This is a genomic window from Chryseobacterium sp. G0201 (genome assembly GCF_003815655.1).
Taxonomy (GTDB): Bacteria; Bacteroidota; Bacteroidia; order Flavobacteriales; family Weeksellaceae; genus Chryseobacterium.
This window is the reverse complement of sequence record NZ_CP033917.1, coordinates 2617190-2642327: the sequence shown is the minus strand read 5'-3', so window position 1 is coordinate 2642327 and position 25138 is coordinate 2617190. Positions and strand designations below refer to the sequence as shown.

Genomic DNA, 25138 nt, shown 5'->3' with positions numbered 1-25138 from the left:
TATTTATATAATGAAATCAAAAACTATTCAGGCTATTTTTTTATTGGGATTTTTTGCTTTAAATCCTATGAATGCACAGGAAATTAAAAAAGATTCAGTTTCCTTACAACCGAAAGATTCGCTAACAGCAAAAACCGATTCTAAAATTCCTTTTGACGGTTACGATCTGACTTGGATCAACGGACAAAACCGCCAGACAGATTTTCCTTTAACTTTAAAAGATAAAGATGGAGAAACGATTTTAACGGGTGTAACCTATGTAGATGCCTATTATAATTACGATTTTCGTAATCCACAAGATAATACACACACGATTTCAGCAGCAATCGGTCGTTCCAATGAATTTACGATCAATATGGCGAGTATCGGTTTAGAAACCAACTACAAAAATATGATCGGCCGTTTATGGTTACAATATGGGCAAATGGGCTCTATTGTTCAAGATTTGGACGGAACCGTAAATCATGGTAAAAATACAAGTGTGAGTAATTTAAAAAATATCCGAGAAGCTGCAGCAGGTTATCATTTCAACGTAATGCACGGTTTGAATGTTGAAGCCGGGATTTTCATGAGTTACATCGGTTTGGAAAGTTATGTTCTGGGAGAAAACTGGAACTATCAGAGAAGTTTGGTCTGCGATTTTACACCTTTCTATTTTCAGGGAGCTAGAATTCAGGCATATCCTTCAAAAAAATATAAGGTTGAACTTTGGGTGTTGAACGGTTGGCAGACTTATAATTCATGGAATAAAGGTCTTGGATTGGGAGTTTCCAATTACTACCGTCCGAACGAAAATCTTCAGTTGGTTGCCAATTTTTATTTAAACGGAAAAGACACGAGAAATAATCCTGATGTTCGCCGTTTTCACCATGACCACAGTATTGTTGCGAGATATTTCCACAATAAAGAAAGCAAAGGCTTGTCACAGGCTGCTTTCAGTATCAACAACCATTACGGATTCCAGAGCGGTGGAGGTTTGAAGGCAAAAGACAATTACATGATCGGAACTTCCATTGCCAACAGACTTTGGTTTCATAACAATAAAATTGCGTTATCCTTAAGAGCTGATGCTGTTTCAAATCCGGGAGCTTATTTAGCATTCTCCCCTTCTCCAGTTGCCAACAACGATTTTAATGATGCCATTGCAAAAGGAGAAAAACTAAAAATGTTTCAGGGAACGGCAACTGTGGATATCATGCCGAATCAATTCGTAACTTTCAGATTAGAATACGGATTCAGAAAAAGTAATATCCCTTATTTCGCAGGATCTGGCGGAACAACCAGTCCGGACGGATGGATAGATACTCCAATTGACTCTTGGAGACCCGATTTAAGAAAGTCTGACAGCAGATTGACATTGGCTGTAATGTTCAGACTGTAGCCAACAAAATAAATTTTAATACTTACTATAAGCTCGAAATAATTAACTTTAATTGTTTCGAGCTCTTAAAAACAATTAACCATTACTAAAAAGAAATTTGAACATGAAAAAGTATATTGTCATTGGACTTATGTTGTGTGTATTCTTTCCGAAGGCACAGTCTTCGGATTCGATGAAAATTGGCAATAAGATCACATTTTCTGCTTATGCAGAGCTTTTTTACAGCTATGATTTTAATGAACCGGCCAGCCATAACCGTCAGGATTTTCTATATTCATACAATCGTCATAACGAGCTGAATCTTAATTTAGGACTTGCAAAAGCAACTTACCAAAGTGAAAATCTTCGGGCCAACTTTGCTTTAATGGCAGGAACTTATGCACAAGATAATATGGTAGCAGAGCAAGATGCTTTACGTTATGTGAATGAAGCTAATATTGGAATTAAAATTTCAAAAAATAAAAATTTGTGGATCGATGCCGGCATCATACCTTCTCATATCGGTTGGGAAAGTGCCATAGGAAAGGATAATATGAATCTTACAAGAAGTTTAGCTGCAGAAAATTCGCCTTACTTTGAAACGGGAGCCAAAATTTCCTACACTTCAGACAGTGGAAAATGGTTTCTAAGCGGATTGGTTCTGAATGGATGGCAGCGTATCGCAAAAGCCGACGGTAATCAAAGCATCTCGTTTGGACATCAAATAACCTATAAACCGAATGATAAAATTACCTTGAACAGCAGTTCATTCGTCGGAAATGATAAATCAAAAGAAGAGAAAAAAATGCGTTATTTCCATGATTTACACGGAATTTTTCAAGTAACGAAACAGTTTTCTACCATTCTTGGTTTCGATATCGGAGCCGAACAAAAATTAAAAGGAAGCGAACAATACAACATTTGGTACACTCCAAATATGTTGATGAAATATCAATTTAATGATAAATGGGCTTTAGCCGGAAGACTTGAATATTACAATGACAAAAATGGAGTTATTATCAGTACAAAAACGCAAAACGGATTTCAAACCTACGGATATTCTCTGAATGTAGATTATTCGATCCTAAAAAATGTTGTATTCCGTACAGAAGCGAGAGGTTTTACTTCTAAAGATGCCATTTTTGTAAAGAATGATGAGCTTAAACAAGGGAATTTTTTCATTACAACAAGTCTTGCAGCTTGGTTTTAAAAAGCGGGAAGATGGAAGTTGGAGGTTAGGATTAAATAATTTGTAGTAATAACTTCCAGCTTCAAACTTCCAACAATATCATGTTTCAAAAAATAAAATTAAAAAGAATAAAATTAATGTCATCATCAGCAAAGCAATTTTTAGAACTGATCCAAAAATCCAAAAAAGGAAAATTCAAGATCTACATTGGGATGAGTGCAGGTGTCGGGAAAACCTTCCGAATGCTTCAGGAAGCCCATGCATTGTTGAGAAACGGCATTGATGTAAAAATAGGCTACATAGAAACTCACGGAAGAGAAGAAACCGTAGCTTTGGTAGACGGAATTCCTGAAATTGCGAGAAGATCAACGTTTTACAAAGGTAAAAACCTTGAAGAAATGGATCTTCAGACGATTATCAATGAACATCCGGAAGTTGTTTTGGTGGATGAATTGGCTCACACCAATGTAGAAGGCTCCAAAAACAAAAAAAGATGGCAGGACGTTCTGGAAATCCTCGATAACGGAATCAACGTCATCAGTGCGATGAATATTCAGCACATTGAAAGTTTAAATGAAGAAGTTAAAAAAATAACAGGAATTGAAGTTACAGAACGCGTTCCCGATAAAATTTTAGCTTTAGCTGATGAAGTGGTGAATATCGATTTAACCGCTGACGAACTTTTAACGAGACTCAAAGAAGGAAAAATTTACAAAAAGGAAAAAATTCAGACGGCTTTAAATAATTTCTTTCAAAGCGGACATATTTTACAGCTCCGCGAATTAGCTTTAAAAGAAGTAGCCACCCACGTTGAAAAAAAGGTTGAAACAGAGGTAAAAACAGAAAATTTTAAACCTATAAAATTTCTCGTATGCATCAGCAGTAACGAGAAAATTGCTAAAAATATCATTAGAAAAACTTCAAGATTGGCGAGTTATTATAATAGTCCGTGGACTGTTTTATATGTGCAGAAACCATCAGAAAATCCTGAAAAAATAGCTTTGGATAAGCAAAGATATTTGATTAATAATTTTAATTTAGCGCAGGAATTGGGAGCGAAAGTCATTAGGATTAAAGAAAACAGCGTCCACAAAGGGATTTTAGATTACGTGATCGAGCATAACATCACCACGGTTTGCATCGGAAAACCTCATGCAAAACTTTGGCAGAGACTTTCCGGCTACAGCTGGATCTATACTCTGATGAACCGATTGAATGAACGACAGATCGACATTATTATTTTATCTTAAACACAATGAAAATTAAAACAAAACTCACCCTCGGTGTAGGTCTTTTATTCTTACTGATCGTTTTACTTTCGGTGATCGGCTCTGTGTACATCAACAAATTAAAATCTGATACCGAGAAAATTCTTACCGCCAATTACAACAGTTTGGAGTTTTCTAAAAACATGTTGCTGGCTTTGGATAAAATAAGTACAGACAGCGCAATTGCGATCAAGGATTTTCAAAAAAACAATATTTTACAGGAAAAAAACCTCACTGAATTTGGTGAAAAAGAAGCAACGCAAAACCTAAATTTGCACTTCAGCAGCTATTTAAAACAACCCACCAACGAAAAAGAAAAACTCATTCGCGAAGATTTGGCTAAAATCATGTCACTGAACATGAAAGGTATTGAACGTAAAAGTGATATCGCCATTATTACAGCCGAAAATGCTACTTTTTGGATCGTGAGTATTGGAACCGTTTGTTTTCTGATTGCTTTTATTTTGTTGTTTAATTTACCCCAAACTATTGCAGAACCTATCAACCAGCTGACTTTCAGTATTAAACAAATTGCGAATAAAAATTATAATGAAAGAGTTCATTTCAAAGGAAGTGAAGAATTTAACGATCTAGCCAATTCTTTCAACATCATGGCTGAAAAACTGCAGGAATATGAAAGCAGCACGCTTTCTACGCAATTGATGGATAAAAAAAGGATTGAAACGTTAGTCAACAATATGCACGATGCCGTGATCGGTTTGGATGAGAATCATTTTATCTACATGATTAATGATGAAGCTTTAAAAATCACCAATCTCAGGAAAGAAGAAATTATCGGAAAAACCGCTCATGAAGTGGCGATCAACAATGATTTGGTAAGAGAACTCTTAAAAAATATCGATCATCCTGTAAAAGAACCTATCAAAATTGTTACCGACAATAAAGAGAATTATTTCGAACAGGAAATTGTTCCTATCAACATTGTAAAAACCGGCGAAAAAGAGAAAAAATACATTGGAAAAGTAATTTTATTACGAAATATCACGCCTTTTAAAGAACTTGATTTTGCTAAAACTAATTTTATCGCCACCATTTCTCATGAACTGAAAACTCCAATTTCAGCCATAAAAATGGGTGTTCAATTATTAGGAAATCAAAAATTCGGTGAATTGAATGAGCAACAAAAAGAGTTGTTGAAAAGCATCAATGAAGACGGACAACGTTTATTGGATATTACAGGAGAACTGCTTAATTTATCTCAGGTGGAAACAGGAAATATCAGATTACATATTGAAAATTGTTCGCCCAAAAATATTGTTCAGACTGCCATAAAAAATGTGGAAAAACTGGCTGAACAGAAAAATATTTCTATTAATCTTCAGAATAATTTAGAAGAAAATGATTTCGTTTCTGCCGATTTTGATAAAACGGTTTGGGTAATGAATAATTTCCTGAGCAATGCCATTAAACATTCTTTTCAGGATGAAAATATTCAGATTTTAGTTGAGAAATCAGATTCATTTGTAACATTCAGCATCACAGATACAGGAAGCGGAATTGATGAAAAATACCACCGTCAGATCTTTGACCGTTATTTTCAGGTTCCCGGAGAACATCAAAACGGAACAGGTTTAGGCTTGGCGATTTCCAAAAATTTCATTGAAAAACAAAATGGCGAAATTGGCGTAAACAGCTCGCTGAATCAGGGAAGTACTTTTTATTTTAAGTTGCCGTTGGCTTAAAATATTTTTTTACATTTGATAAATGGCTATTTATCAGTTTCGACTAAATCTAATTCCACGAAAAGGAGTTATTAATGAGTTCGGATTTATTCCTAATAAATTAAATATCAATCTTCAAGAAAGAATAAATCATTACTACCTTGAAGAAGATAATTTATTGGATTCTACTGATTTTTTTATAGATGCTTTAACTATAAATTTTTGGGATGTTACAGAGATTTTTCCAACAGAGATAATTTATTACATCAATAAATTATTTCCCAGAAAACCATTAGAAAGTAGATCTGATTATTATTACTGGAAACATTATAAGAGAACCATTGATACAGCAATAGATCATGATGCATCATTAATATTAAATAAAGAAAATGGAAAAATAAAAAAACTTCATTTTCGGGCAGATTTAAGAGAAGATGATTTGATTTTTTTAAATAATTTTATTGAAATTGCGAAAAAATATGATTGTCTCTTAATGGATCTTCAAGGAAATCTTGTCATTCCAACACAAAAAGAAGTTTATAAATTGGCCAAACTTTCAAACAGTTATAGTTTTTTGAAAAATCCTGAAGAATTTTTAACCAATCTAGACAACGACCATAAAATTTTAAATGATAAATTAAAAAATGCCAGATAATATATTTCCCTATTTCATTATTGTCTTCTTTTTATTTGCTATTGGTAAGAGCGTTTATTATTTCATTGAAAAAAAGAAAATTCTTAAAAATTGTAAACAAACAAATTCAATAGAATTAAAAAATATAAGCGGAACAATTTTTACAGACCAAGGAAATAAAAAAAATTTTGAGTGGTGCTCATTTAATCTTTTGATCAATGAAAATTCAATTTTTCTATTTTCTACAAGCTTCCACTTTATACCTCTTAAAACTACCAATCTTTTGTTCTCAAATAAAAATAGAAAAAACACACGAAAACCTACCCTTTTAAGAGAATATAAAATTGATAACAATAGTGTTGAACTGGTTTATTATCCAGAATATCTTATGAACAGACATAAAAAGATAACCTTGGAAAATCTTAATCAAGAGCAGATTTTGATGTTAGAAAACTTACTAGATGGCAAAAGCAGAAGATTTTATTAATATGAAAATAGAATTAATCCCCGTTATAGAAATCACAAATTACGATCAGGACGTTCCGACGCCTCCTTCAGGTCCTTATTGGGAATTTCCAGATGAATGGGAAAATTATCATATTTCAACAAATATAAAAGCTGGCCTTTCTGAACTTTTAAAATCTTATTCAAAAGCCTCTTCATTTTATAGAGTAAATGAAATTTCAGATGCAGACTTACTAAAAATAGCAAAAAAAGAAATAGATTCACAGATTAATAAAGAAGAAGAAATCTATCAACTTTACACTTCGTTTTATGGTGGCTATATTTTAAAAATAGATGATGAGAACAAATATTTCCCACAATGCTGCGGAAAACTAGGAGATATTGAAGCATGGGAAGATTTATTTGATGAAGATTACAGCTTCTTTTATATGGGACATCCTTCTCCAAAAATTGAAAAATCCGAAAATAAAATCATTTTTGATTTTTTAAATTCTGAAATTCAGGAAAATTTTGCACCACCTATTTTGGAAGACAGAATTGAAATTGATAAAGACTTACTTAGAATTGCTGTTGAAAATGCTAAAACTGAACTCAATAATTTCGCACTGCAACTGATTAAAATTAATGAATTAGAAAATCTTCAAATTCCGGATATTCACAAAATATTAATCTACGGAATTGAAGAATAAATGAAACAAATATTATAAGTATCTTCGATTCATTAAAACTAATCAATACCTATGAAAAGAATTCTTCTCTTCACCCTCTTTAGCTTGTTCCTTTTTACAGGCAAAATATATTCACAGGAAACTCCCACCTCTTATGTTGAAAAAGCCATTCAGCTAATGGAGCAGAATTCCGTTAATAAAAAGAGTATTGATTGGACAGCAATAAAAGAAACGTATCTCAAACAAGCTAACGAAAAGAAAACCATTAGAGAAACCTACCCTATCATTAGGGATATTCTTGGAAAATTAGGCGATCATCATTCAAAATTCTATGAACCTGAAGTCATTGAAGCTTATTTAAAAAGATTTAAAGATGTTGGTATAGAATTTCCTTATCCAAAAGACAGTCTGATCGATCATAACATGGCTTATATCACGGTACCCGCCATCGGAAATATGAATCAGGATGACTGGAATGAATATGTACAGACATTTTTTGATAAAGTAAAAAAATTAGATCAAGCTAACCCAAAGCTTTGGATCATTGATCTTAGGGATAATGAAGGCGGAATGTTTTCTCCCATGTTAAAATCGACACGTCCTTTTTTAGATACCAATAATGCATCAGGATCTATGGATAATTCAGGGGCGATAAGTTTTTTTATGAGTAAAAATGATGGTATTTATTTCGGGAAACAAAAAATAGGAGTCATTCCTATTTCGGACATCAAGATCAAAAATAAAAATAAGCCTATTTATATTTTAACCAATAAGAAAACCGCAAGTTCAGGAGAATTTGTTGTGGCTAGCTTCAAAGGACAGAAAAATGTAAAAATTGTAGGCTGTAATACGCAAGGATTAACTTCAGATAATTCGGAGTTCAAATTGCCGGACAATGCCTTTTTAGTGATTACGACAGGAACTTTAATTGACCGGACAAAATATCCGTACAAAGAAATTGGAAGAGGAATTCCTGCTGATATTGAAGTAAAAAGTGATCAATTAAATGATTATATCACCAAAATAAAATCTTTATAACTCAAATTCTAAAATATTAATTTCACATGAATCATTTTAAAATAGTCTCAACACTTATATTAATCTTAGTTCTGCATTTTCAGGGATTTGGACAGGCTTTTTCATTAGATCAGCTCGAAAAATTCAACAAAATGGATATGACCTCATTTAAAGTTGAAATTAAAAAACTGAAATATTCTTATTACGACAAAACTGAAAGCTCAGAATTCAATTTATATGAATATGACAGTCCGGATTTTCAATACAAGATCGGAAAATTTGAATATACAAATGAAAAATCGGCAGACCGGGTTGAGTTTCAGTTTAAAAATAAAAGCGAGTATGATCAATACTTAAAAACAATAATCGATTTAGGCTACAAAAAAACCGAAACCGGAAAAATTCCCGGTGGAGAAACCTTTGTTGATTATTTTAAAAATAAACTTCACATTAGGTTTATTTTCCCACCGGCAGGACAAAAGAACGAGCCTTATACTATTTTAGTTTTTAAGTAAATTTGCTTTAATGAGCAGTTTAATTTATCAATCCAGCCAACCGGATGCATCGCTTCAAGACTTTGTTGAAAGTTTCTGGATGCTGGATAATCCGTCGGAAAATAAGGAAGTTATTCTTCTACCCGACGGAAGGATCGATCTGATCTTTTCTCAGTCCTTACAAGAACCTTTTCACATTGTGTTATTGGGCATCTGTACGCATCCCGAACAAATTGTAATTGCTGAAAAAACTAAAATGTTCGCTGTAAGTTTTAATTTATTGGCAGCAGAATACATTCTTCATACTTCCGTTTCTGAATTATTAAATAATGCCAAAAGTTTACCTCTTAATTTCTGGAGTTTTTCAGACAATGACTTAAATGATTTTGAAAAATTTTGTCAAAAAGCATCCGAAAATATACAGCACGAACTTTATCATCAAAAAATTGATGAAAGAAAACTTAAACTGTTTAATTTGATCTATTCTGAGAAAGGCTCATTAACCGTAAAAGAACTTTCCGAAAAAGTAATCTGGAGCGAACGACAGATCAACCGTTATTTTAACCAGCAATTTGGTATTTCATTAAAATCATATTGTGGAATTCTCCGTTTTAGAGCTTCTTTTCAACATATTAAAGAGGGGAAATTATTTCCTGAACAGAATTTCAGCGATCAATCTCATTTCATTAAAGAGATTAAAAAACTTTCCGGATTTCTTCCGAAAGAACTCAATCAAAATAAAAACGACCGATTTATACAATTTTCAATTCTTCCTGAAAAGTAATTTTGCATCATAATTTAAACGTTATGATAATACAAGATAAAAAAATAGCCATTGTTGGCGGTGGTCCCGGAGGATTGACTTTAGCCAGACTTTTACAGTTAAAAAATGCTGATGTAAAAGTGTATGAAAGAGATCTCAACAAAGAGGTTCGTGTACAGGGAGCTACTTTGGATCTGCATGAAGGATCCGGTCTGGAAGCCCTTCAAAGAGCAGGATTAATGGATGATTTTAAAACAAATTTTCGCCCTGATGCCGGAAAATTAAAAGTATTAGATAAAAATCTGAATATTTATTTAGACGAACATTCTGAAGAAAATTCTCATTCCGAAGACCGACCTGAAATTGACAGAGCTCCACTCCGTAAAATATTATTAGGATCTTTACAACCTGATACGGTGGTTTGGGACAGTCATTTTATTTCAATGGAAAAATATGAGGAAGGCTGGTTATTACATTTCAAAAACAGTACATCTTATGATGCAGATATCGTGATTGCTGCAGATGGAGCAAATTCTAAAATCCGTCATTATATTACAGATATTCAACCTATTTATTCCGGAGTAACAATGGTTGAGGGCAATATTTATAATGCTGAAATAAATGCACCAAAAATTTGGAAACTCATTAATGGTGGTAAAATTTTCGCTTTGGATAACGAACAGACATTATTGCTCAGTACAAAAGGAGACGGAACTTTAACTTTCTATACAGGCTGTAAAGTGGGTGAAAATTGGGTAAAGGATTCAGGAATTGATTTTAATAATAAAAAAGAGGTTTCTGATTGGTTTAAAACAGAATTCGGCTCGTGGGATGAAATCTGGCAGGAATTATTTGAAAGTGATGAAATATCGATCATTCCCCGTCCACAATATCACTACCCTATTGATCAGAAATGGGAAACTCTTCCCAACATAACCATTCTTGGTGATGCTGCACACAGAATGCCTCCTTACGCAGGAGAAGGTGTCAACATGGCAATGCAGGATGCTTATGAATTGGCTGAATGCTTGACAAATGATGAATTTAAAGATGTACAATCTGCCATTTCATCTTATGAAGAGAAAATGCTGGAAAGAGCTTCCGAAATCACAAGATTGACCTTAGAAAATACGGTGTTGATGCATTCTGAAAATGCAATTGAGAATCTTATGAAGATATTTAGTGGAGGTTAAATATTTTTTAGGTTTCGGGCGGGAGCTTTGCTCCCGCCCGAAACCTAAAAAATATAAAATGATTATATTAGATCATAAATTATTTTACGAAATAAAATAATTAGAAAAAGAACAACCACCAAATATGAGCATTCAGGATATTTATCAGAAAACTATAAAATTTGCAGCGAATAAACATACAGACCAACACCATACCATTCCGGGAACTAATCTTCCTTACGTTGTGCATTTGAGTAATGTTGTTATGGAAATCTTATTAGCTTCCGAAAGATCAGAGAATTTTGATGGTAAACTTGCCATTCAGGTTGCTTTACTTCATGATGTTTTGGAAGATACTCCAACCACATACGAAGAACTTAAAAATAAATTTAGTCAACCTGTTGCTGATGGTGTTTTAGCTTTAACAAAAAATTCGGATCTGGAAAAAGATGAAAGAATGATGGATAGCCTGAATCGTATCAAAAAGCTTCCCAAAGAAGTTTGGGCTGTAAAATTGGCGGACAGAATTACTAATCTTCAACCACCACCCGCTCACTGGTCTGAAGAAAAGATCAAAAAATATAAGCTGGAAGCCGAAATCATTCTCCAAGAACTTCATGGTGGAAATGAGTATCTGGAAAAAAGATTGGAACAGAAAATCAAGGAGTATAATCAATAGAGAGCAACCTATTAAAAACATAAAAATGGAAGCAATATTTTTTGCCACGCCCAACGACTTCAGAGAATGGCTTGAGAAAAACCATAAAACTGAAACAGAACTGTTGGTAGGATTTTATAAAGTCGGGACTAAAAAACCTTCTATGATCTGGTCGGAAGCCGTTGATCAGGCATTATGTTTTGGGTGGATAGATAGTGTGAGAAGATCTATTGACGAAGAAAGCTACAGCAACCGTTTTACACCAAGGAAACCGACAAGCATCTGGAGTGTTATCAACATCAAAAAAGTGGAAGAACTGACCAAAGCTGGATTAATGAAGCCTGAAGGTTTAAAAGCATTTGAACTAAGAAAAGAAGAAAGATCTGCCATTTATTCTCACGAAAAAGAACTGGCTGTTCTTGATCCAATGTATGAAAAACAGTTTAAATCCAACAAAAAAGCCTGGGATTTTTTCAACAATCAGGCTCCATCTTATAAAAAAGTAATGCTTCACTGGATCATGAGTGCTAAACAGGAAAAAACGAGAATTTCAAGACTGGAGAAGACAATTAACGGGAGTGAAGCGGGAAAAAGAGTTCAATAAAAAATATCATTTAAATACAAGTTAAAATGCCTAATACAAGTATTTTCTAATGAATGGTTTACAAATATTGTTATAACTTTGAAGTCAGTTACAATGGTTATTTTCATTTTAAATAATCAATTAATACTCAAATAAATAGCAATATAAAGTTAGTAAAGAACATTTATGGATACACAAATATTAGATTTTTGGATAGGAAATTTTAGCAGTGAAGAAGATTTTGAAGACTTCGTGAATGAAGATGAAGATTTTTATGTGGAAGAAGAATCTGATGAAACCCATAATTCAAAATTTGCAGAATCTCAGGATACTATTTGGTTGGATTATGATTTTGTAGAATATGGTTTTGATCATACCAACAATAACATCTATGATAAATTTTCAGAATATTCTTTTGCTGATCAATGGCTTCCGACTTTAGTGGACAGGATCAATGAATTGGATATTAAGTCTAATATTAACTCTTTGATCTTCCTAAGTAGCGGACAAATTGCAAAACCTGTTTCTGTAGAAGATGAGATGTTTAGCTTGGTTTATCTTGGGAAGATTGAGTTTAGTGTTTAGAAATATTCAAGAATTATTCTTTATAAAATGGCAATTTCAAAAAAAGGGCTTAGAAAGATCAATGAAAATGATGAGATTTTTTATTGGAAAATAAGAAGAAAAATTTCACATAATGAGGCACACAATGAAGAATACTCAATTCCTGTTCAGCATGAAAGTGAAGGACAATTATTATTTATAAATGTTAATTTCAGTAGGTCTTATGGTTATGGTGATGAATATATTAAAAGTGTAACTCCGGTTATGATTAAAGAAAAAATAATAGAAGCTATAAATCTTGGTTGGAAATATAATATGAACGGAAATCCTATAAGCCTTTCTAACAGCAAACTATTAACTGATACAAAATATCAAATTCCGGATTCGGAATAATTAAAAACATAAAAACACAGCACTTGAAAAAAAAGATCACCTTCCTAAAAACTACAATCATTTCATTTTTAAAGAAGAATGGAATTGCATTTTCTATCCTATTTATTGCAACATTTTTGCAGACATACTTTGCAATGGGAAGGCTTTCGGATAACACTTCGAGTAGTTGTTTAGAATGCAGTTTTTTTGAAGATGCATTCTTTATTTCGTTGATGACAGCCTTTTTTCTTTCTATTCTGTTTTCAATATTTTCATTACTCAAGAATCTATACCTGAAAATGGTAATAGAATTTATTCTTCTCGCTGCTGTATGGCTATTCTGGAATTATACCATTTTCGTGGAAAGAGAATCTTCATGGAGTACTTATCTCTTCAATGAAGAAATACATTACACGATTTCGCAGTCGTTGTTTCCGGTTATTATTTTGGGTTGTTTCTCTGTTATCTTATTACATTTTAAAGAAATAAAAATGATTATGGAATCCCGTAATTAATTTATAAGTGTATTGTATACATTTGAATACTTAAATAAAATCACCATGAAAAGTATTTTAATAGTTCAAGTTCTGGAGGATCAGTAAGTATAAAAGGATATACGCGAAAAGATGGAAGTAGTCCTTCCAGGAGACGATAATTTAAAAAATTATATCTTATTTAATTTTATAAAAAAATAACCTCCCACTTTCGCGGAAGGTTTTTTATATTTATAAAAGGTATGTATTCCTAATGCGCTTCCAGCCAGTTCTTCCCTACTCCAATCTCCACCAACAAAGGAACCTGCGTTTCAATAGCATTTTCCATTTCAATTTTAATGATATTTGTAGCGACTTCAACCTCATCAATCGGAGCTTCAAACACCAATTCGTCATGTACCTGAAGTAACATTTTTGTCTGAAGTTTTTCTTTTTCCAGTTCTTTTTGGATTTTAATCATCGCCATTTTCACAACATCAGCAGCACTTCCCTGAACAGGAGCATTTACAGCGTTTCTTTCGGCGTGACCTCTTACAACAAAGTTTCCGGAATTAATATCTTTTAAATGACGTTTTCTGCCTAAAATAGTTTCAACATACCCCATTTCACGGGCTTTATTGACTTGCTCAGCCATATATTGCTTTAACTTTGGATAGGTTTCGAAATAGGCTTCGATCATTTGTTTGGCTTCCGTTCTCGACAAACCGGTCTGCTCTGCCAATGCAAACGCACCCTGACCATAAATAATTCCGAAGTTTACTGTTTTTGCCTGACTTCTCTGAGTTTTTGAAACTTCTTCCAATGGAATTTTAAAAAGTTTCGCAGCGGTAGAAGCGTGAATATCTTCACCATCCTGAAACGCTTTGATCATATTATCTTCGCCCGAAATCTCAGCAATCAAACGAAGTTCAATTTGAGAATAATCGGCAGAAATAATCTTCTTTCCTTCTGCTGAAACAAACGCTCCACGGATTTGCTGACCTCTTAATGTTCGGATCGGGATGTTCTGTAAATTCGGGTTTACACTTGCCAAACGACCTGTTGCAGCCGTAGTTTGTGAGAAATTGGTATGAACACGATCATCTTTATCGATCTGTGATGGCAACGCATCAACGTAAGTCGATTTTAATTTCTGATACGTTCTATATTCAAGAATATGCTGAATAATTTCGTGTTTTGAAGCCAATTTCTGCAATACATCTTCCGAAGTCGCATATTGACCTGTTTTGGTCTTTTTGGCTTTCGGGTCAAGCTGCATTTTTTCAAACAACACTTCTCCCAATTGTTTTGGTGAATTCATGTTGAATTCTTCCCCTGAAATTTCAAATATTTTAGCTTCTAATTGTCTTAAATCATTTTCAAGGTCGATGCTTTCCTGAGCCAGCCATTTTTCGTCCAGAGAAATTCCGGACAGTTCCATTTTAGCCAAAACTTCCATCAACGGCATTTCTATGTTGAAGAATAAATCTTCTAAATTTTCTTTCTTTAATTGAGGCGCAAACAATTCATACAACTGGAAAGTTACGTCTGCATCTTCCGCAGCATAATCGGTCTGCGTTCTCAGATCTGCATCTCTGAAAGTTCCCTGATTTTTTCCTTTTTTACCGATAATAGTTTCAATGGAAACAGGTTTATAATTTAAATAAACTTCTGAAAGATAATCCATTCCGTGTCTTCCGTCAGGATTTAAAAGGTAATGTGCAATCATTGTGTCGAACATTGCTCCTTTAACGGTAATATCGTATTGCTTTAGAATTTTATAATCGAATTTCAGATTGTGAGCAATTTTCAACAAATCTTCTTTTTCAAAAAACGGTCTGAAAATTTCTAGTGTTTGCAATACTTCACCTTGATCTTCAGACAAAGGAACATAATATGCCAACCCTTTTTTATAGGAGAAACTCATTCCGACCAATTCGGCTTCTAGTTCGTTCAGAGAAGTTGTTTCTGTATCAAAACAAACTGCTTTTTGGTTCAATAAATTTTTAACTAAAATTTTCTGAGCCTTAGGGTTATCCACAAACTGATATAAATGTTCGTTTTCTACAATAGTGGATTTTGTTGAAGTTGCCTCGTCTAGTTCTTCAAAATTGGCGAAAAGATCTAGCTGACCAATTTGCTTAGCTACTTTTTGTTGAGGAGTTTCTGTTGGCTGAGAGACTTCTTCACCGTTTGCAGTAGCATCTTTAGCCACAACTTCTGTTTGAGAAGGTGCAAAAGCACGGTAAAGATTTTCATACAACCTTGTGAATTCTATCTCGTCAAAAACCTTTTTTGCTTTTTCAAAATCCGGAGTTTCAAGATCATATTGCTCCTGATGAAATTCTACGGGAACATCACAAATAATAGTTGCTAATTTTTTAGATAAAATTCCTCGCTCGGCAGAAGCTTCCACCTTTTCTTTAAGCTTACCTTTTAATTTATCTGTATTGGCTAAAAGATTTTCAATACTTCCGAATTCTTTCAGGAATTTCATAGCAGTTTTTTCTCCAACACCTTCCAATCCAGGAATATTATCTACTGCATCTCCCATCATTGCTAAGAAATCGATTACCTGTTTTGGATCTTCAATTTCATATTTAGCTTTAACTTCTTCAACACCCAGAATTTCAATTTCACTTCCTTTTAAACTAGGCTTGTAAATCTTAACTTTATCGGTTACTAATTGTGCAAAATCTTTATCCGGAGTCACCATAAAAGTGGTATACCCTTCTTTTTCTGCTTTACATGAAATGGTTCCTATTACGTCATCCGCTTCATAACCTTCAACTCCCAAATAAGGAATGTGCATCGCCTCTAAAATCCTGTGAATGTATGGAATAGCAATCTTAATAGCTTCCGGAGTTTCGCTTCTGTTGGCTTTATATTCTGCAAAATCATCTGTTCTTACACTTGCTTGTCCGACATCAAAAACGACGGCCAAATGAGAAGGTCTTTCTCTTCTGATCAATTCGATCAAAGAATTGGTAAATCCAAAAATTGCAGATGTGTCAATTCCTGTACTCGTTATTCTCGGACTTCTGATCAATGCGTAATATCCCCTGAAAATCATCGCATAAGCATCGATGAGAAATAGCCTTTTATCTTGTGTTGCCTCCATATTTTCTATAATGAACAAATATAAGAAAAAGTGTTTTCTTTTGATCTCATTTTACATTCAAAAAAAGACCGCCAAAGTATGACGGTCTTTTGTATTTTATTAGGATAATATTCTATTTTTTGGTTTGATCCACTTCAAAATCTTCTTTTTTAGGATCCCAAACGAAAGACATTGTAAAAGGTTTATTATTTTTCTGACCTGAGAAAATGATGTCTTTTTGTTTATCATTATTAACATCTTTCAGTTCAAAAGGTAATATTTTTGGTGAATAATTATTACCATCAATTGTTTGGATGGTCCAGTCTTTAGTATTCAAATATTCCTTAATACTGTCTTTACTGATTCCTATAAAATGGTGAATTCCATTTGCTTTGGAAGTTTCTTCAGTGATCATTAATAAAGGCGATTGGTTTTCAAAAACAGCAACCGGTTCATATTTTTGTGTTAAGAAATTTCCTTTTATCTGACCTTTATCATCCAAAATAAAAAGATTTTTATAGGGCCAACCTGCCATTGATCCATCAATCTCGTCTACATAAGCCAAAGTGTATGGTTTATCCGATCCATGAAGTTTTATATCTTCAGTTTTGATCAAACGGTAAGGTGTTCCTTTATCATCTTTAGGCTGCTGCCCCAGTTTTTTGTATAAACTTGTTAAGAAAGCTTTTTCGTCTTTATTCTGTTTAAAACTGTCTAATAAAGTTTTAGTTGTTGTTTGCGCTGTAGAATCTTTAACGGATTCTGATTGCGGCTTAGGTTCATTTTTTTTGCAGGCAGATACAGAAGCTATTACTGCTATTGCACCAGCGATCAATTTTAATTTCATTGTGTATGTTTTTACTATTAATCTCACATACTAAAACTATACCAATGTTTAAACAAATGAAATACAATCTTTTACTTCAGATAAAATGATTGAGTTCAAAATCAAAAAGTGCAGACTTAATTTTTAACTGGAGTGAGTTCAAGACGGTCTTTATCAATTTTAAATTGATAGGTTCCATTCAATGTTTTGGGTTCATCGCAACCGCTGGACATATCTGCTGATCCTTCGCTGATATCTACCTGATTATTTTCATACATGCTGTACGTTCCTATCATGTGAAAACATGAATTTCCGTTGTGGATTTTTCTATCTTCAAACTGAAGAAAATAAAATTTAGGCTGTTCATCAGGAAATTTGATCCATTTTGCTTTTTTTAAAATAGCGCTTCCGTCGTCGTTCATTTTTTCAACCTCCCAAGTTGTTTTCGCAAGCGGATTGGTTTGGGCATTTGCAGTTGATAATAATGAGAAAGTTGCTATGATAACAGTTAAGAGTAGTTTTTTCATATTTAAATATTTGAGGCTGGTTTTGTTTTAAATTAATCTTTATAATTTAAATAAGGATTATTGATTTTAAATTCATAATTAAATACTTCCTCATTGGATAATTTCAATAATTTCTGAATATATTCCGGTAAAGATTCCCCGAATTTATCATCATAAACTTTTGTTTCCTGAATCTTATTACCGATAGATTCTACAGATCTAAGGTAGTCATTATTATAGACGATACTGGCAATCACCGTATTTCCATCTTCATCATATTCTTTTGAAATTCCGAAAATTACATTTCCTCTATTTTCATTGGTCTGTTCTAAATTTCCTTCTGAATTATAGATGTATTCAATTCCGTTTTTATAGCCGTTTTTATATTCAGCTTCGGATTCTATTGTATCATTAAATTTCACATAAATCTCTCCCGTAAACGGATGGGTTAAATTTTGGTCTAAAAAATATACAGCATAACCGTTTCTATCATTTTTTGTAAATAAACGATCGTCAATATCTTCAAGTCTCAATTCTATATCTTTATTAATCATAATTTATTAATTATGTCCGTGTGTATTAATTCCATCAGTTAAGAAACCACAGTGTGGACATCTTACTTTAGGTGGAGGAGTTCCGCCATTATTTTTAATTGCATTATTTTGAAGATCCCTATTATGAAGATCCATTTCTCTGATTGAATTTTCATCAACTGGTAAGCCTGCTTCCCTTCTTGCTTTCAAAGCCTGATCATAAGCTCTTATTTCTGAATGTGCCGCCAATCTGTTATCAGCCGTTTCAGGAGGTTTGATCTCACCACTTTTAATTTTCGCCTCATAGTCAGCAACTTTTTGTTTGATGATAGGATCTGCTCCACCTAGCTCAGGAGGGTCTGTTAACCATTTTTCATAAGCAGCTCTACCTGTAGCATTAGTTTTAAAGTTTTGACCATAAAAAGTTTTTCCTGTAACCGGATCATATACCCCGGACAGACAAGGACCTCTTTCTGAAGCGCTTTGACTTCCTACTATTTCTTTTGCCTTTGCCTCTGTAGCTTCTACTAATTTTTCTGCAGGTGTTTTAGGAGGGCTTTCATACGCATTTCCTTCATCTCCATCTTTAGGTTTTGTCTTATTCTCCCCCTGCCCTTTGCTTCCATTTGCTCCCTCATCTTCAGGCGTTTGATTTCCTTCTTCTTTCTTGGTATTATTCCCGTCTTTATCAGAAGGCGTGCTTCCATCTTTATCACCACCGGCATTTGGTTCTTCTACAGGAGGTTTAGGGCCTTTTGCTCTTATGTTTAACAAATATAAGAAAAGAAGGTAATCGGAAGGCTGTGCCTGCCCTGAAAATATACGCTGTCCCATTCCAATTTCTGGAATACCGCCATTTACCAAAGCCGATCCGGCATCTCCCGCATCCTGAACATTTCCATATGCATGTTCGTTGGCTAAAGAATTTAAACCAAAAAGAGCTCGGCTTCCGCCCCAAATCCCTGTAAAACTTCCTGCAACATTCGATAATACACTGGGAAGACTGGGCGCGGCGAGCGCAAGCGAGCCGCCCGCAAGACCAGCAACCAGAAAACCTCCGGCTCCAACACCGGCACCGCCTAAAGCACATCCAGCCAATTGAGTGACATAATTAAATCCACCCAAAGCCAAAGCATGCGTCCAGCTTTTGATTTCGGGTGCAAATTTTACGACTCCACCGATAGAGCAGGTCATTGTTCGGTCACCTGTTATTGCGGGAGTTCCGGTAAGAAGCATATTATCTTTACTTCCGTCCCAAGTTCTGGCGGTTGCATTTTTTTGTCCGCATTTTAATGCTCCGTCCACGGCTGCAATGACACCTCCGGCAAATCCTGCTGCGGCACCAATAGCCATCATTCCCATTAAACCGATGGCAGCAACACCTCCTGTTCCGACAATTAGCGCGACCACGACTATAACCGCAACGGCTGTTAAAATCGCAGCCAACAACATATTTTTAGTACATCCGAAATCTATCCAACTGCTTGTTGCGGTATCTGCAACGGTAATATAGACGTCTCCCGAACTTTTTTTATTACTTTTTCTGGTTCCCTGTAACTGGGCGGGCATTGCTCCGCTGGAACACATCCAGAAATCTTTTTCTGTTATAATTTTATTCCCCATAGCCTGTTTTTTTTAAGATTTGTTTTCTTGTATGGGCTGTTATTTTATTTCTATTATTAATGGTTTGATGCTCGAGGCCATAACCTATTTTTGATATAAATTCCTGCTGTTCTTTCTTATATCCTTTTTCAATGAAAACAAAAAAGGTTTTGACACTATTTTGCTTATCACGTCTGAACCTAAATTCAAAATGATAATTTTTTATAGAAAACCCTTTGCTAAAAGTTTTTATATCAAGACTGTTCTTTTGTAAGGTATTCATTGGACATTTTATATTTAAAAATTTCATCACTATAAAATGTATACTTCAATTTTGTATAAAGGTTTTCAGGATCGGCGATCTCTTCTCTTGTTAACGAAGCTTCGATCATTCTTCCTGTAATTTCATCAAATCTGTAAATTCCATCTTCATTTAATGAAGTTTGGAGTTTACTTGTATCAATCTGATTGGCGAACTGAACATATGCTCTGTTGTAAAATCCAATATTCAATAAAATGGAAGGTTCACCGGAAAGTTCTACGATCATTTCGTCTGAAGAAAGCAATGGATTCGTACTGTTTTTCAGATTAAAACTCCAATGTACGTTAGCAGAATTGAAAAAATTCAAAGCATTATCTTTAAAACCTGACGGAACTTTTCTTCCATAGATTTTATTGAAATACATCAGGAAAAATTCGTTATTCTGAATTCCTTCGATCAATTTCTCCTGATTCTGAAAAATATTATCATTTAAAACAATGGCATTTTTGATGTCGGGATTATTCTCGGCAATTTTTTCCATTTCAGCCTTTGTCTGGCTCCATTTTGAACGGATAATATCCATATTTAAAACCTGAATGGCTTTTCCATCATTATTTATTCTCAAATGTAATTCGTTGTACAACCTTGAAAAAGCATTGGTTAACGCCGCAATTTCTTTAATCAACGGATTATTAGCTTCGAGTAAAATATGATCCAGCATGATGATTTTAACCTCAACAAAATCTTCTTCCACTTTCAAAACACTAAAATCCCATCTCAACTGAGAACGGGAAGTCATGTGAACATTCACTGCTTTAATATCTGAATCTATAATCAGCGTGTACTGTTCAGAGAATTTTTCTTTTATTTTAAATGAATTACTCATATCAAATTTTAATTAATAAAAGCATCACCGCCGTCTATTTTCGTTTGGCCGCCACCGATATGGTTGGCCGGAGAAGAAACATCAACGCCTTTAGAAGCTGCAATTCCGATTCCCTCAGCACCGATGCCAATTATTTTTCCACTGAGAATAATGGTACCGTCGGTATTTAATGTAATTGAGCTTGCCCCGGTTTTAATGGTAATATTGGTATCGCATTCCAATGAAATATTTCCTGCATTATCCATAGAAAACATAGAATTTGCTCCGCCACCATCTTTACTTCCGACATTGATTATGTTTTTGCTTCCAGTATTCACCGTATTATTATTTCCTACCGAAACTGTTTTATCATTGTTAGCATTGGTTGTGGCATTTCCGGCACCGTCAAACTTCATATTTGCGCCACCTTGATCCGTTAAAAATACCGAACCTGCACCGTCATCTAGTTCTAATTTATTTCCGCTTCGGCTGCTTAAACTTTTAATGTTATTATTTTGTCCGCCACCGCCTCCTACTCCTCCGTGGAACATTCCGCCCATTACGAAAGGCCTGTCGGGATGTTGATGAACAAAATTCACAATTACCTGATCTCCAACTTCAGGAATCGCCATAAAACCTCGGTTTTTACTCACTTTATCACTACTTCCTGCATCCGGAGTCATTACGCGGATAAATTCTGTTGTGGTTGAGCCATTTTGCCAGTCAAACTGAACCTGAACACGTCCCTGATTCATCGGATCGGTATTGGAAATCACTTTTGCAAACTGAGGTTCGGCTTTTGGCAACTGAAATTCAGGACGCGGAATAAATCCTGTATCCGAAGCAATTGCATCAAAAGTTCCTGTGTAATAACCTCTTGCATCCACTTCATGGTTCACTTCAACGATCATTAATTTCGTGAAATAAGAAGTCTGATTGGTATCTGTTTTACGCATTTCAATGTCTGCAATGCATCCCGGATATAAAAACGGAACTGTCGTTGTTCCCGAGGTTACAAATACGTTAGAAGCTTTACTTCCTGCGGTGCCTTTTTGGGAAGCATCAATATCCATAAAAGAAGATGCCTTGATTGGAGCAACCCTTAACGATGGTGTTTGAAATGTTTTTTCTGAAATTTCATAAGCTCTTTTTGCAATATCTGAAGTATGAGTTATTTTCGAATTTCCTGTCGTTAATTTTTCATTTTTACTGCTATTGTAACCATAAAAAGTGGGATTTACATGCTGGGCTTTCATTTTTATTTTAACATCATTTACGCTGCTTCCGTAAGTGAGTTTTACAGGCTGTTCCTGTGGCGGAAGTTTCCCGAAATGAAGAACTTCACCATCATAATAGAACTGTTCGCCATAAGCTTCAGCAATTCTTGCCAGATAATTGTAATGGGTTTCCTCGTATTGAGAACTGTAAGAAACATTGCCGTGTTGGGAATCTACTCTGAAATCGAATTTATTTTGACCCAACCCTTCTTTGATGACTTGGTCAGCAATACTGTTCAGGCTTATTTCCTGACCTCCACCAAAACTTTGAATGTGTGGAGCTGCATCCAACAAAACTGTGGGACTGAAACCTGTAAGAACAATATTTCCCAGACTTCCTTTTTCTTGACTAAAACCAACTTCTGTAATAACGCCGACGAAACTTCTTTCGGGACCGTCTTCAACATCTTTATATTTAAAAATAACGGTCATTCGTTTTCCTAAAAAGTTTTGGGCTTCTTCTAAATTATGGTTTTCTGCATTTCCTAAGGAATCGTGAGCAAGCATCAGATCAAATTCGTGGTGTTTGACTGCATTTTGCTTTAATTTAAAATGCTTAAAATGTTTAATGACCTTACCTTCAATAATAATGTCAAGTTTTACCACGCGATTGATGCCTAAAACCTGACTTTCAGGGATTGCATAGGCGTTGTGTATTTTGGAGGTAGGCTGTTTAGACCAGACTTTATCTTCAACTAAAGTTGGAATATTTGCCTGTTTTACATGATTCATAAACATTCCGGAAGCATTTTGAGCAATTCCTGTGTAAGCCTGAGCCGTTGCAAGAGTTTCCGTTGCTTTCTGAATTTTTCCGTTTGTTTTTTCCTGAATTTTCTGGGTAGCTTTATTTACAGCCTGTTTTTTTGCCGTTTCACCCATTTCTTTGGTTACAGATGGCTTTCCGGTTTTGGGTGTCGGAGTTTTTGGCGTATTATCATCCTGAAACATAGCCTTGTGATTTTGGTTAATTGGTGTGTATGTGTTTTAAATGCTAAAATTTATTCGATAAAAAAATCAAATAAACTTTTAATTAATCAAATATTTTTAAACTTAAAAACAACTGAATTACAGCATATTAAATATTAAAAATCTGGAATAATTTATTTTCAAAAAAAAAACAGAATAGCTCACTCTTTGAGGAGCGCACTATTCTGTACCAATTTTATTTTTACTAAGATGATTGTAACTGTTAGTTAGTGCCTCCTGGCCAGATACCTTCGTAAGCAGAGTTTCCGTAGTTGATCTTCTCTGCGCTTACGATGAAGCTAATCAACATACTGTTTTCGTCTACTGCGTCGAAGTCTACTTCGTGCTGAATAACGTATCCGTTTTCCCAGTTCAAAGTAATTAATGTACCTTCTTCGTGAGATTTGTTGAAAGTGATCTCACCGCTTGTAGGCTTGTACTTTCCGTTTAGTAAGCTTTCCAGAATGTCAGATTTTTCTGTAGCTTCAATTGTAAGTTTGATAATTGCGTTTGAAGGGTCTGATGCTACACGTCCTGAAACGTCTGTAGATCTTGATACGCTATAGTTTAGCTTTAATAATTTTTGTCCTTCGCTACCGTTGAATTTTAAGATTCCTCTTGAATTTGCTGCCATGTTTGTAAATTTTAATCGTTAATAATATTTTGTGATTTGGTGATTGATTATGTAGCAAAGATATACCCCTTACTGATACCGTGAAAGCTTTTAAACCCTAATCTGAATTTTTGTAGTATTTCTACGATTTGATGTAGTAATTCTACGACATTTGACTTAAAATTATTAATAATTTTCTTTATTAATGGTATTTCATAGAAATTTGTTAAAAGTGAATTCATCCATATTTTCACACTAAATTGGGAAATATTAAGGTTTATTTAAGATAGAATTAACGTTCATTAACATTCTTTTTTACTTTCAGAACATTTAAATCTTTTAAAAATTATCTTTAAAATAAAAATGCCCTATTTTAGAAATAAGGCATTTTTAGTATTCTTTAAAACTTTCAATCAATTTATTCTATAATATTATTGATATTCTTAGTTTTATCAATATTGGAAGGCTTGAAGCTGATCTTTGTGAGAATAAATTTTGAATTATTCTTTTCGATATCTACAAGGTCATTATTTAACAACAAAAATTTAAACCCAAAACCTGTGGATTTAGAAGAGCTATCTTCTAACTGAACAATCGTTTTATGATCGCCTTTTTGATCTACTACAGAATCTTTAGAAGAAACATTTACTGCGGCTTCCAAAGCTTTTTTGCTTTCAAGATTGATCATCGAAATATAATACAATCCGCTGTTTCCTCTGAGGTGTTTTGAAAGACCGTAAATAGTATTATTAACCAACTTCACATCCTGAAAATCTTCTCCAAGCAGTTCGGTGTCCATTGGCGACAATTGATATTTTTTTACAGGAATAATTGTTTTGGAACCGTTGCCCGATAAAGAATAAAGCTGCACATCAACCTGTCCGAATTTATCCAACAGAAATACTAGATTATCGCCATTTTTAAAGACCGAAATCACTTTTAACTGTTTATAAAAATCAGGTCTGTTGGCAAACGGACTGTATTCCTGTAATTTTTGTTTATTGATCTTGAATTTATCAACTGTTTTATTTTCTTTGCCTTTAATTTTAAACTCCCAAGCAAAATTATCATTGCCATTGCTGACAAAGCACTCAACAGAAATATTTTTATCTAATTCTTTGGTAAATATCAATTCGGCATCTGTATTCATATTAGATTTTATATTGGTTTGACATGAAACAAAATTTAGTAAGAAAACTAATATTAAAAAAAGTATTTTTTTCATA

Annotated in this window: 26 protein-coding genes; 16 read left to right on the top strand and 10 right to left on the bottom strand. The window is 34.0% G+C overall.

Features of this window, described 5'->3' with window-relative positions; all coding sequences use genetic code 11:
• The first annotated feature begins 10 nt into the window (after positions 1 to 10).
• The 16 genes from EG348_RS11930 to EG348_RS11855 all read left to right on the top strand — a co-directional run bounded on the left by EG348_RS11930 (position 11) and on the right by EG348_RS11855 (position 13404).
• Positions 11 to 1381, top strand: coding sequence for an outer membrane beta-barrel protein (locus tag EG348_RS11930; RefSeq protein ID WP_123983335.1), 1371 nt, complete (start codon positions 11 to 13; stop codon positions 1379 to 1381).
• 103 nt (positions 1382 to 1484) lie between these two features.
• On the top strand, positions 1485 to 2570 hold the full coding sequence (locus EG348_RS11925) for a porin (RefSeq protein ID WP_123983334.1): 1086 nt from the start codon (positions 1485 to 1487) through the stop codon (positions 2568 to 2570).
• Between the two features lie 116 nt (positions 2571 to 2686).
• The gene (locus EG348_RS11920; protein ID WP_123983333.1) at positions 2687 to 3799 is read left to right on the top strand and encodes a sensor protein KdpD; all 1113 of its coding nucleotides are present in this window, start codon (positions 2687 to 2689) and stop codon (positions 3797 to 3799) included.
• A gap of 5 nt (positions 3800 to 3804) precedes the next feature.
• Complete coding sequence (locus EG348_RS11915; RefSeq protein ID WP_123983332.1) at positions 3805 to 5520, top strand: ATP-binding protein; 1716 nt, start codon at positions 3805 to 3807, stop codon at positions 5518 to 5520.
• Between the two features lie 157 nt (positions 5521 to 5677).
• Entirely contained in the window at positions 5678 to 6154 is a 477-nt protein-coding gene (locus EG348_RS11910; RefSeq protein ID WP_123983331.1) for a hypothetical protein, read from the top strand.
• Entirely contained in the window at positions 6144 to 6620 is a 477-nt protein-coding gene (locus EG348_RS11905; RefSeq protein WP_123983330.1) for a hypothetical protein, read from the top strand. Before EG348_RS11910 ends, EG348_RS11905 begins: the two co-directional genes overlap by 11 nt.
• A complete protein-coding gene (locus EG348_RS11900; protein WP_123983329.1) occupies positions 6595 to 7287 on the top strand; it encodes a hypothetical protein in 693 nt (230 codons plus the stop codon). Before EG348_RS11905 ends, EG348_RS11900 begins: the two co-directional genes overlap by 26 nt.
• A gap of 51 nt (positions 7288 to 7338) precedes the next feature.
• Positions 7339 to 8304 (top strand): S41 family peptidase, encoded by a 966-nt coding sequence (locus tag EG348_RS11895; protein ID WP_123983328.1) that lies wholly within the window; start codon positions 7339 to 7341, stop codon positions 8302 to 8304.
• 26 nt (positions 8305 to 8330) lie between these two features.
• A complete protein-coding gene (locus EG348_RS11890) occupies positions 8331 to 8798 on the top strand; it encodes a hypothetical protein (protein ID WP_123983327.1) in 468 nt (155 codons plus the stop codon).
• Positions 8799 to 8808: 10 nt separating this feature from the next.
• Positions 8809 to 9561, top strand: a complete 753-nt coding sequence (locus tag EG348_RS11885; protein WP_123983326.1) for a DUF6597 domain-containing transcriptional factor — start codon at positions 8809 to 8811, stop codon at positions 9559 to 9561.
• Between the two features lie 23 nt (positions 9562 to 9584).
• Positions 9585 to 10733, top strand: coding sequence for an FAD-dependent oxidoreductase (locus EG348_RS11880; RefSeq protein ID WP_123983325.1), 1149 nt, complete (start codon positions 9585 to 9587; stop codon positions 10731 to 10733).
• Positions 10734 to 10857: 124 nt separating this feature from the next.
• Positions 10858 to 11391, top strand: coding sequence for an HD domain-containing protein (locus EG348_RS11875; RefSeq protein WP_123983324.1), 534 nt, complete (start codon positions 10858 to 10860; stop codon positions 11389 to 11391).
• A gap of 25 nt (positions 11392 to 11416) precedes the next feature.
• Positions 11417 to 11974 carry a YdeI/OmpD-associated family protein gene (locus tag EG348_RS11870; protein ID WP_123983323.1) on the top strand — a complete coding sequence of 186 codons (558 nt, stop codon included), beginning with the start codon at positions 11417 to 11419 and terminating at the stop codon, positions 11972 to 11974.
• A 165-nt stretch (positions 11975 to 12139) separates the two neighbouring features.
• Positions 12140 to 12538, top strand: a complete 399-nt coding sequence (locus tag EG348_RS11865) for an immunity 22 family protein (protein WP_123983322.1) — start codon at positions 12140 to 12142, stop codon at positions 12536 to 12538.
• A gap of 27 nt (positions 12539 to 12565) precedes the next feature.
• Positions 12566 to 12910 carry a hypothetical protein gene (locus EG348_RS11860; protein ID WP_123983321.1) on the top strand — a complete coding sequence of 115 codons (345 nt, stop codon included), beginning with the start codon at positions 12566 to 12568 and terminating at the stop codon, positions 12908 to 12910.
• Positions 12911 to 12933: 23 nt separating this feature from the next.
• Positions 12934 to 13404 (top strand): hypothetical protein, encoded by a 471-nt coding sequence (locus EG348_RS11855; protein ID WP_123983320.1) that lies wholly within the window; start codon positions 12934 to 12936, stop codon positions 13402 to 13404.
• Between the two features lie 229 nt (positions 13405 to 13633).
• Here EG348_RS11855 and polA read toward each other — a convergent pair whose 3' ends face one another.
• From polA to EG348_RS11805, 10 genes are all read right to left on the bottom strand, one after another.
• Positions 13634 to 16483: a DNA polymerase I gene (gene polA, locus EG348_RS11850; protein ID WP_123983319.1), complete on the bottom strand. Its 2850-nt coding sequence runs from the start codon at positions 16481 to 16483 to the stop codon at positions 13634 to 13636.
• Positions 16484 to 16595: 112 nt separating this feature from the next.
• Positions 16596 to 17309, bottom strand: coding sequence for a hypothetical protein (locus EG348_RS11845; RefSeq protein ID WP_123983318.1), 714 nt, complete (start codon positions 17307 to 17309; stop codon positions 16596 to 16598).
• A gap of 116 nt (positions 17310 to 17425) precedes the next feature.
• A complete protein-coding gene (locus EG348_RS11840; RefSeq protein WP_123983317.1) occupies positions 17426 to 17815 on the bottom strand; it encodes a hypothetical protein in 390 nt (129 codons plus the stop codon).
• A gap of 32 nt (positions 17816 to 17847) precedes the next feature.
• On the bottom strand, positions 17848 to 18348 hold the full coding sequence (locus tag EG348_RS11835) for a hypothetical protein (protein WP_123983316.1): 501 nt from the start codon (positions 18346 to 18348) through the stop codon (positions 17848 to 17850).
• A 6-nt stretch (positions 18349 to 18354) separates the two neighbouring features.
• On the bottom strand, positions 18355 to 19950 hold the full coding sequence (locus EG348_RS11830) for a hypothetical protein (protein WP_123983315.1): 1596 nt from the start codon (positions 19948 to 19950) through the stop codon (positions 18355 to 18357).
• Positions 19940 to 20212 carry a hypothetical protein gene (locus EG348_RS11825; RefSeq protein WP_123983314.1) on the bottom strand — a complete coding sequence of 91 codons (273 nt, stop codon included), beginning with the start codon at positions 20210 to 20212 and terminating at the stop codon, positions 19940 to 19942. The genes EG348_RS11830 and EG348_RS11825 overlap by 11 nt, the downstream gene beginning before the upstream one ends.
• Positions 20184 to 21077, bottom strand: a complete 894-nt coding sequence (locus tag EG348_RS11820; RefSeq protein ID WP_123983313.1) for a hypothetical protein — start codon at positions 21075 to 21077, stop codon at positions 20184 to 20186. The genes EG348_RS11825 and EG348_RS11820 overlap by 29 nt, the downstream gene beginning before the upstream one ends.
• 8 nt (positions 21078 to 21085) lie before the next feature.
• Entirely contained in the window at positions 21086 to 23281 is a 2196-nt protein-coding gene (locus EG348_RS11815) for a type VI secretion system Vgr family protein (RefSeq protein WP_123983312.1), read from the bottom strand.
• A 241-nt stretch (positions 23282 to 23522) separates the two neighbouring features.
• Positions 23523 to 23933, bottom strand: a complete 411-nt coding sequence (gene tssD / locus EG348_RS11810; protein WP_072409683.1) for a type VI secretion system tube protein TssD — start codon at positions 23931 to 23933, stop codon at positions 23523 to 23525.
• A 397-nt stretch (positions 23934 to 24330) separates the two neighbouring features.
• Positions 24331 to 25137 carry a hypothetical protein gene (locus tag EG348_RS11805; protein ID WP_123983311.1) on the bottom strand — a complete coding sequence of 269 codons (807 nt, stop codon included), beginning with the start codon at positions 25135 to 25137 and terminating at the stop codon, positions 24331 to 24333.
• Position 25138 lies beyond the last annotated feature (1 nt).

Coding starts and splice junctions, on each gene's coding strand:
- EG348_RS11930 (WP_123983335.1), top strand. CDS start 11: ATGAAATCAAAAACTATTCAGGCTATTTTTTTATTGGGATTTTTTGCT.
- EG348_RS11925 (WP_123983334.1), top strand. CDS start 1,485: ATGAAAAAGTATATTGTCATTGGACTTATGTTGTGTGTATTCTTTCCG.
- EG348_RS11920 (WP_123983333.1), top strand. CDS start 2,687: ATGTCATCATCAGCAAAGCAATTTTTAGAACTGATCCAAAAATCCAAA.
- EG348_RS11915 (WP_123983332.1), top strand. CDS start 3,805: ATGAAAATTAAAACAAAACTCACCCTCGGTGTAGGTCTTTTATTCTTA.
- EG348_RS11905 (WP_123983330.1), top strand. CDS start 6,144: ATGCCAGATAATATATTTCCCTATTTCATTATTGTCTTCTTTTTATTT.
- EG348_RS11900 (WP_123983329.1), top strand. CDS start 6,595: ATGGCAAAAGCAGAAGATTTTATTAATATGAAAATAGAATTAATCCCC.
- EG348_RS11895 (WP_123983328.1), top strand. CDS start 7,339: ATGAAAAGAATTCTTCTCTTCACCCTCTTTAGCTTGTTCCTTTTTACA.
- EG348_RS11890 (WP_123983327.1), top strand. CDS start 8,331: ATGAATCATTTTAAAATAGTCTCAACACTTATATTAATCTTAGTTCTG.
- EG348_RS11885 (WP_123983326.1), top strand. CDS start 8,809: ATGAGCAGTTTAATTTATCAATCCAGCCAACCGGATGCATCGCTTCAA.
- EG348_RS11880 (WP_123983325.1), top strand. CDS start 9,585: ATGATAATACAAGATAAAAAAATAGCCATTGTTGGCGGTGGTCCCGGA.
- EG348_RS11875 (WP_123983324.1), top strand. CDS start 10,858: ATGAGCATTCAGGATATTTATCAGAAAACTATAAAATTTGCAGCGAAT.
- EG348_RS11870 (WP_123983323.1), top strand. CDS start 11,417: ATGGAAGCAATATTTTTTGCCACGCCCAACGACTTCAGAGAATGGCTT.
- EG348_RS11865 (WP_123983322.1), top strand. CDS start 12,140: ATGGATACACAAATATTAGATTTTTGGATAGGAAATTTTAGCAGTGAA.
- EG348_RS11860 (WP_123983321.1), top strand. CDS start 12,566: ATGGCAATTTCAAAAAAAGGGCTTAGAAAGATCAATGAAAATGATGAG.
- polA (WP_123983319.1), bottom strand. CDS start 16,483: ATGGAGGCAACACAAGATAAAAGGCTATTTCTCATCGATGCTTATGCG.
- EG348_RS11845 (WP_123983318.1), bottom strand. CDS start 17,309: ATGAAATTAAAATTGATCGCTGGTGCAATAGCAGTAATAGCTTCTGTA.
- EG348_RS11840 (WP_123983317.1), bottom strand. CDS start 17,815: ATGAAAAAACTACTCTTAACTGTTATCATAGCAACTTTCTCATTATTA.
- EG348_RS11835 (WP_123983316.1), bottom strand. CDS start 18,348: ATGATTAATAAAGATATAGAATTGAGACTTGAAGATATTGACGATCGT.
- EG348_RS11830 (WP_123983315.1), bottom strand. CDS start 19,950: ATGGGGAATAAAATTATAACAGAAAAAGATTTCTGGATGTGTTCCAGC.
- EG348_RS11825 (WP_123983314.1), bottom strand. CDS start 20,212: ATGAATACCTTACAAAAGAACAGTCTTGATATAAAAACTTTTAGCAAA.
- EG348_RS11820 (WP_123983313.1), bottom strand. CDS start 21,077: ATGAGTAATTCATTTAAAATAAAAGAAAAATTCTCTGAACAGTACACG.
- EG348_RS11815 (WP_123983312.1), bottom strand. CDS start 23,281: ATGTTTCAGGATGATAATACGCCAAAAACTCCGACACCCAAAACCGGA.
- tssD (WP_072409683.1), bottom strand. CDS start 23,933: ATGGCAGCAAATTCAAGAGGAATCTTAAAATTCAACGGTAGCGAAGGA.
- EG348_RS11805 (WP_123983311.1), bottom strand. CDS start 25,137: ATGAAAAAAATACTTTTTTTAATATTAGTTTTCTTACTAAATTTTGTT.